Raw genomic sequence first — 5,897 nt, 5'->3', positions numbered from 1 at the left:
ATGACACCGTCGACCTCATCTTGGGCGACCACACCACGAGCAGTCACCGCATCGCCGACATCGCCCCCGTGCTGCGTGTGCGTCGCGCGCGCCTGCATCGCCTCATGCGCGAGCGCTGGGCGGCATCCGCCGAAATCGCGTGGCGGGATGCCCACGTCACGTTCTGCGGAACCTGCGCCTGGTGCGCCCACGAGATCGCCCGCACCAACGACGTGTGGCAGGTCGCCGGGCTCACCGGCACGCAGTGGACCCGGCTCGCCGCCGCCGGCATCACCACGCTGCCTCAGCTCGCGGGCCGCACGGCGCCCGTCGACGGCATCGGAGCCGCTGCCCTGCAGGGTCTCGCGCTGCAGGCGAGTTTGCAGAGCCAGGCAGCTGGCGCCACGGGGTCAACTCCGCCGGTCACCTACACCGACCTCGCGGCCCTCGGCGCCCTGCCCGCCCCAAGCCCCGGCGACATCTTCTTCGACTTCGAGGGTGATCCGCTCTACACCGAGACGGATCCCGCGCAGTGGGGCCTCGACTACTTGTTCGGTTTCGTCGACGCGGGGGAGCAGTTCACCGCCTACTGGGCGCACAGCTTTGCCGACGAACGCCAGGCCCTGCTCGACTTCGTGGCCGATGTCGAGCGGCGTCGCGCCGAGCATCCTGAGCTGCACATTTATCACTACGCCGCCTACGAGCGCACGCATCTGCGCAGCCTCGCCGCGCGGCACGGCGTGGCCGAGCAGACGATCGACGAGTGGCTGCGCACGGGCGTGCTCGTGGACCTCTACCCGATCGTGAAGCGCGCACTGCGTGTGGGCACGACGAGCTATTCGATCAAGTACCTCGAGCCGCTGTACTTCGCGGGCGCGCGCGAGGGCGCGGCGGTGGCGCGCGGCGACGACTCGGTGGCCGAGTATGTGCGTGCGATGGGGCTGCGAGCGGCGGGTGACGAGGAGGCCGCGCAGGGCATCCTGACCGACATCGCCGACTACAACGAGATCGACTGCGTCAGCACGCTCAAGCTCGCGGCCTGGCTGCGGCAGACCGCGGTCGAGCATGGCGTGCAGCCGGGCGATCACGAGAACCTGCCCGAGGTTCCGCGCGAGCTCGAGCCCTCGCCGCTGCGCGAGCGGCTGCTCGAGCTTGCGGCGAACGCTGATGGCAGCCCCGCCCTCGAACCCGACCGCACGCCCGAGCAACGCGCCTATGCCTACGCGGCCGCGGCGATCGACTACCACCGGCGCGAGCACAAGACCTTCTGGTGGGAGCACTTCGACCGGCTCATCACGCCGCTCGCCGAGTTCAGCGATACGCGCGATGTCTTCGCCGTCAATCCGGATGCCCACCACGAGCAAACCGACTGGGGCATGACCGGCAAGCAACGCTCGCTGCGGCGGCGCGTGCGCCTCGTGGGCACCTACAGCCCCGGCAGTCGCCCGAGCGTCGGCGGCATGAGCGGACCGTTCGCGCTCTATGACCAGCCGAGCCCCTTTGGGGCGCAGAGTCGCGACCCACTCGCGCGCGCCACACGCGGCGTCACGATCGAGGCCATTCACGACGACGGCGTGACGATCAGCGAGACGCTCGCGAAGGGCGTCGAGCCCTACCGCGACATCCCGGTTGCCCTCACGCCGAGTGCACCGCCGCCGGCGGGCCAGCAGAAGCCCGCGATCGAAGAGTGGGGGGCCACGCTCGTCGCGGCCGCGCCGGAGTGGCCGCGCGACGCCGTCGCCGATCTGCTGCGTCGCGTGCCGCCCGTGACACGCTCGGGTCGTCTCGCCGAGGTGCCGCTCGGCGGCACCGGTGAACCCGACCGGGTGACCGCGGTTGTCGCGAGCCTGCGCGACCTCGACCACTCGTACCTTGCCGTGCAAGGCCCGCCCGGCACGGGCAAGACCTACCTCGGCTCGCGCGTCATCGCGCAACTTGCGCGCGACGGCTGGCGCATCGGCGTCGTCGCTCAAGGCCACAGCACCGTCGAGCACATGCTCGCCCAGGTCGTCGACGCCGGCTTGCCCGGCACGCTCGTCGGCAAAGCGAAGCGCTCAGGAGCGACGGATGATGAGCTCGCGCACGCGCGGTTCACGGTGCTCGGCCACGCCTCCCAGTTGCCCGACTTCACCGATGGCCAGACGGGTGGCTACGTCATCGGCGGCACCGCGTGGGATTTCTCGAACCCCAGCCGCGTCGGCCGCCGCAGCCTCGACCTGCTCGTCATCGACGAAGCCGGACAGTTCTCGCTCGCGGCCACCGTCGCGGCTGCGGTCAGCGCGCAACGCTTGTTGTTGCTCGGCGACCCGCAGCAGCTGCCGCAGGTCAGCCAGGGGGCGCATCCCGAACCCATCGACGGCAGCGCGCTCGGCTACCTCAGCGCGGGCCACGACGTGCTGCCCGCCGAGTATGGCTACTTCTTGGCCGAGACGCGGCGCATGCACCCCGCTCTCACCGAGCACGTTTCGCACTTGTCATACCAGGGCGAGTTGCAGTCGCACTGGATCGCGGCGACGCGCGAACTCGCGGGCGTCGCCCCGGGCCTGCACCCTGTGCCCATCGAGCACGAGGGCAACGCGACCTCGAGCGCCGAAGAAGCCGAGCGCGTCGTCGCCATCGTGCGCGACCTCATCGGCCGCGAGTGGTACGGCAACGACCAGGTTGACGCCCCTACCCGTGAGCTTGACGACCGCGAGATCATCGTCGTCACGCCCTACAACGCGCAGCAGCAGCTCATTCGCGAGCATCTCGATGCTGCAGGGTTCACGGGCACGCGCGTGGGCACGGTCGACAAGTTTCAGGGCCAAGAGGCCGTCATCGCGATCGTCTCGATGACGGCGTCGAGTGCGCACGACGTTCCGCGCGGCATGGAGTTTTTGCTCATGCGCAACCGACTCAACGTGGCCATTTCGCGCGCACAATATGCCGCGTACCTGGTCTATTCGCCCGGGCTCATCGACCACTTGCCACACTCGCCACACGGCGTGGCCGAGCTCAGCGCGTTTGTGCGACTCGTCGACGCCGAGCCACCGCGGCGCGGTTAGTCGATCGTGTAGTCGAACTCGCCGAGGCCAACCCAGGTGACGCGAATGAGCGCGGCCGGGCCGACCTCGTCATAGGCCGTGCAGACAAACGAGCTGCCAACGGCGGCGGGAGCTTCGGTCGGGCAGATCACGGAGTAGTTCAGGCCTTGCTGAAGCAGGTCAGCAGAGAGTTGCGATTCGACGACCCGCAGTTCGGTGATGCCCACTTCGCGCGGCACAAAGAGTGACAGCGCGGCCGCACCAACGCCCACGGCAATCGAGAGAATCACGTAGACCCACGTGGGCGCTGTGCCCGTGCCCATCGTGCGGTGCACGTGGATAGCGCGGACGAGTAAGTAGAAAAAGGGCCCAGCGATGACCCACGCGACCGAGGCGCGATGGTCGTGGCCGAGAGCGCCCAGGCGGCGGTAGTCCGAGATCGCGCCGACCACGAGCCATAGCACCGCGAGCGCTGAGAGTCCGCCGATGACATAGGGCGTTGTCGGCAAGGTTGCGCCTTCGGTGAGCCACCAGGCGAGGGCGCCGAAGCCTAAGAAGATGACGGGCGAGAGCGCGAGCATCCACGATCCGCCCGTTGATGCACCCGTCGCGATGCGCGTTGACGCGGCACCGCGCTTCGAGCCCCACGTGCGTGTCATGGGCTCGTAGTCGACACTGGCTAGGTCGACCGACGACGTCTGAGGCTGGGCAAAACCCGTGGCTCCCGTGAACGGCGTGGCGGTCGCCCACGGCGTGCTTGACGGTGCCGACGCCGCGGGTGATGACTCGGCTCCGGGAAACGCCGGTGATGCGGTGGCGGGCGAGATCGACGCAGGAGCGTCGAAACCCGGGGTGCCGGCGATGGCGATCGACCCGGAGGTGGGCGGAACCAGTCGCACGGGCTCACTCACCGGCAGTGACGGCGCGGTGCGACGCCGCGAACCCGGCGTGCTCGCCGAGCCGATCGCGGGGGAGTAGGGCGTGGGAGAGAGCGGAGCCGCTATCGGCCGCTCGGGCGCTGGTGCGGGGGCGAGCGGCACAGCGAGCGGGGGTGGCGGTGCGCTGGCGGCGGCCGTAGGCATGGCCGGAATCGCACTGGTGGTCGCGGCCGGCACCGGGTCAGCGAACGGCGGGGGAACATACGGCGCTGACGGCAGCGGCAGGGTGTTCGACTGCGGCACGCTGGGCGACGGCGGCGTCGACGGGTTGGGCTGCGTGTGTTCGCTCCACGCCGTGCCATCCCACCAGCGAATGAGCGCAGGGTTCACGGCGTCGGCATACCAGCCCGGTGCAACGCCTGAAGCGACCAACTCAACCCCCCTCGGCCAGAATGACAGTGTAGGCCTGAGCCCGTCTCAGTGCCATGTGAGCGCCTCAGAGTCACCCACGAGTCACCCCTGCGGCGCCTGACGGTTGCCTCCTCGCGCGGGGCAGTCTATCGTTCGCGACTATGAGACGAATCGGCTCGATCGTCGCCGATTACGCCTATGTGGGGCGGTCGCGACTGCGCTACTGGCGCTATGGCTCTCGCCCTCCCGCTCCTATCGAGGCGGCGACGGATGCCCCGCCTCCCGTTCTGCTGATCCCCGGCGTCTTCGAGACCTGGCACTACCTCAAGCCCATCCGCGATCGACTGGCGGCCCTCGGGCATCCCGTGCACAGCGTGCCCGAGCTCGGCTTCAATCGTCACCCGATTCCGGAGATGGCTGCTCTGCTCACCGCGTATGTCGAACACCGCGAGCTCACCGACGTGACGATCGTCGCCCACAGCAAGGGCGGACTCATCGGCAAGAGCATGCTCGTGGCCGACGAGCGCGCCACGGTGCGCCGCCTGACTCGCATGATCTCGATCAACACGCCCTACGGCGGCAGCCCGCTCGCACGTTTTGCCATGGGCCCCTGGCGCGAATTCGTGCCCACGCGACCGGTCATCGTCGAACTCGCGGCCGCGTCGAGTGTCAACGAGCGCATCACGTCGCTGTATTCGCGGTTCGATCAGTACGTGCCCGCGGGCAACTCGGTGCTCGAGGGTGCCGACAATGTTCCCCTGCCGTTCGAGGGGCACTTTCGCGTGCTGGGGTTGCCGCCCGTCATCGACGAGGTCGTCGCTCGCGTGCCGCGCACGCGCTGAGTCTTCGGCGTGGATCGTCAAAAAGGTGAAGCATTTTGCGTGTTTGTTTGAGAGGATGACAGCATGCCCGCCGCTGACTCCGCGCCCTCGACGGATGCCCTTCCTGCCCTGAGCCTCAAGCTTGTGCCCGCGGCCATTGTCGTGACGAGCGCGATTCCCCTGTTCGGTTTCGAGAACAGGCTGATCGGCTATCCCTGGCTCGTCATCGGCCTCATCGTTGCCTTTTTCGTTGACCGCGAGCTCATGCGCGATCTCGGCATCATTGCCGCGGGTCTCATCGTTGTGAGCACCGTGAGCGTCAAGGCCGACATCTCGTGGCCCAACTTCTTCTTGCTGGGCTTCGTGCTGAGCCTCGCCGTGGCCGTGCCGTTTGTCATTGATCGGTTCGTGTTCAAGCGGAAGGTCATCCGGTTTCCCTGGCGCAGCGGTCAAAAGTGGCAGCCGTGGGAGAAGTCGTATCTCTTCGCGGTTCCGTTTCTTGGCTGGCTGATTCTGCCGTTCTACTTCATCACCTCGGGTGCCTACCAAAACTGGCCGGCGGTGAGCGAGTGGAGCGAGGTGTTGCGGCTCTTCATCGGCGTCAACGCCGTGGGCATTTGGGACGAGTTGTTTTTCATCTGCACGTGTTACGTGCTCTTGTTGCGACACTTCCGCGTCGTCACGGCAAACATTTTGCAGGCCATCATCTTCGTGAGCTTTTTGTGGGAGCTTGGTTACCAGGCCTGGGGCCCCCTCATGACGATCCCCTTCGCGCTGCTGCAGGG

4 protein-coding genes are annotated in these 5,897 nt (G+C 67.9%); 3 read left to right on the top strand and 1 reads right to left on the bottom strand.

Going from position 1 to position 5,897, the window contains the following annotated elements; translation table 11 throughout:
- On the top strand, positions 1–3,023 hold a 3,023-nt coding region (locus tag SFU54_RS00670), incomplete at its 5' end, for a TM0106 family RecB-like putative nuclease (RefSeq protein ID WP_319014397.1).
- Here SFU54_RS00670 and SFU54_RS00665 read toward each other — a convergent pair.
- A complete protein-coding gene (locus SFU54_RS00665) occupies positions 3,020–4,312 on the bottom strand; it encodes a DUF2510 domain-containing protein (RefSeq protein ID WP_319014396.1) in 1,293 nt (430 codons plus the stop codon). The two genes, SFU54_RS00670 and SFU54_RS00665, sit on opposite strands and share 4 nt — an antisense overlap.
- A 140-nt stretch (positions 4,313–4,452) precedes the next feature.
- Between SFU54_RS00665 and SFU54_RS00660 the strand changes: the two genes are divergently transcribed.
- A complete protein-coding gene (locus tag SFU54_RS00660; protein WP_319014395.1) occupies positions 4,453–5,133 on the top strand; it encodes an alpha/beta hydrolase in 681 nt (226 codons plus the stop codon).
- A gap of 63 nt (positions 5,134–5,196) precedes the next feature.
- Positions 5,197–5,897: CPBP family intramembrane glutamate endopeptidase (locus SFU54_RS00655; RefSeq protein WP_319014394.1), on the top strand; the 701-nt coding region annotated here is incomplete at its 3' end.

Source organism: Microcella sp. (assembly GCF_033763155.1).
GTDB lineage: Bacteria > Actinomycetota > Actinomycetes > Actinomycetales > Microbacteriaceae > Microcella.
The sequence above is the reverse complement of the archived record's forward strand: the minus strand, read 5'-3'. Positions and strand labels throughout refer to the sequence as shown.